This window comes from Nocardia glycosmidis, assembly GCF_052545115.1.
The window spans coordinates 1-1,623 of the sequence record NZ_JBQWRH010000051.1 but is presented as its reverse complement, the minus strand read 5'-3'; the positions used below and the strand labels follow the sequence as shown (position 1 = coordinate 1,623).

The following is a 1,623-nucleotide window of genomic DNA, read 5'->3' as shown; positions in this document are numbered from 1 at the left end:
GGCGGGTTCACGCGGTCGTCGCAACACTCTCGATTGAGAGGTTGCGGCGACCGTGTCGTTTTCAGAGGATGTGGAACGCTTCGGCGACCAGCTGACCCGGCTGGCCGATGCCGGCGTGCCGGTGAAGGAAGCAGCCGAGGTGTTGGGGATCGGTCGTGGCCGCGCTTATGCGGTGCTGCGGTCGGTCGGCCGCCCGGTCGGCAGGCCTCGTTCCCGGCGGTCGTCACCGGACCCGGCTGTGGTGGTGTCGGTGTTCGAGAAGACCGGTTCGATGAACCAGGCAGCGAAAGCGGTCGGTGTGTCCCATTCGGTCGCTCGCCGGATCCTGGTCGCCGCCGGCTTGGTCTCTGTGCGGCGAGCCGTTCGGGGGAAAACCGAAGCCAGGCAACGGTTCCTGGAGCTGATCGAGGCCGGTTGGCCGGTGGCGCGAGCGGCGCGGGAGGTCGGGGTCCACTCCCGGACCGGCGAGGACTGGCGAAACGGCATCCGCCGCAGTAACGACAAGCGGATCCGCCCTGACGGCACGGTCGTCGATTACCGCACCGGCACCACCACCCGGTACCAACAGGCAATGACCACCGCCACCGTCGAGCCGGCGCCGATCGACGCCCGCTACCTGTCGCTGGAGGACCGGCTCGCCATCGCCGACGGGCTGGCAGTGAAGATGACGCTCACCGCGATCGCAGCCGGGATCGGCAAGGACAAGTCGACGGTGTCACGGGAGGTCCGCGCCCACCGAGTCGCTGGCCGGTACCTGCCGTATCGGGCGCATCGAGCGGCCGCTGCGGCACGCGCGCGGCCCAAGCAGTCCAAACTGGTGACCAACCAGGCCTTGCGGGCCGAGGTCAGCGAAGGGCTGCGCAAACGCTATTCACCCGAACAGATCGCCAACCGGCTCCGCAAGGACTTCCCCGACGACGAAAGCATGCGGGTGAGCCACGAAACGATCTACCAGGCCCTGTACTTCCAAGCCCGCGGCGGGCTGAAACGCGAACTGGTGCGAGCACTACGGTCGGGCCGGACGCGCCGCAAACCACAGCGGTCAACCGACCAGCGCAACCCGCGGTTTGTCGACGACATGGTCATGATCAGCGACCGGCCCGCCGAGGCCGCCGACCGGGCGTTGCCCGGACACTGGGAAGGCGACCTGATCATGGGCGCGGGCAACCAGTCGGCGATCGGCACTCTCGTCGAACGCCACACCCGCTACACGATGCTGGTCCACCTGCCCGGTGGTCACGACGCCGAAACCGTGCGTGACGCGCTGATCGCCACGGTCTCGACCCTGCCGACCCATTTGCGAGGGTCGCTGACCTGGGACCAGGGTGCCGAGATGGCCCGTCACAAACACTTCTCGATGGCCACCGACATGGCTGTCTACTTCTGCGACCCACACTCGCCCTGGCAACGCGGCACCAACGAGAACACCAACGGACTCCTGCGCCAATACTTCCCGAAGGGAACCGATCTGTCGGTCCACAGTCCCGAAGACCTCGAGCACGTCGCCCAACAACTCAACGGACGGCCACGCAAAACGCTCGACTGGGATACCCCAGCCGAGCGTCTGCGTGATCTACTCACCGTCTAACACCAGCAGTGTTGCGACGACTCCTAGAAACCGCC

General features: G+C 66.9%; 1 protein-coding gene. It reads left to right on the top strand.

The features are described from left to right. Positions 1-403 precede the first annotated feature (403 nt). Positions 404-1,588: an IS30 family transposase gene (locus ACT86A_RS27425; RefSeq protein WP_445095119.1), complete on the top strand. Its 1,185-nt coding sequence runs from the start codon at positions 404-406 to the stop codon at positions 1,586-1,588. Positions 1,589-1,623 lie beyond the last annotated feature (35 nt).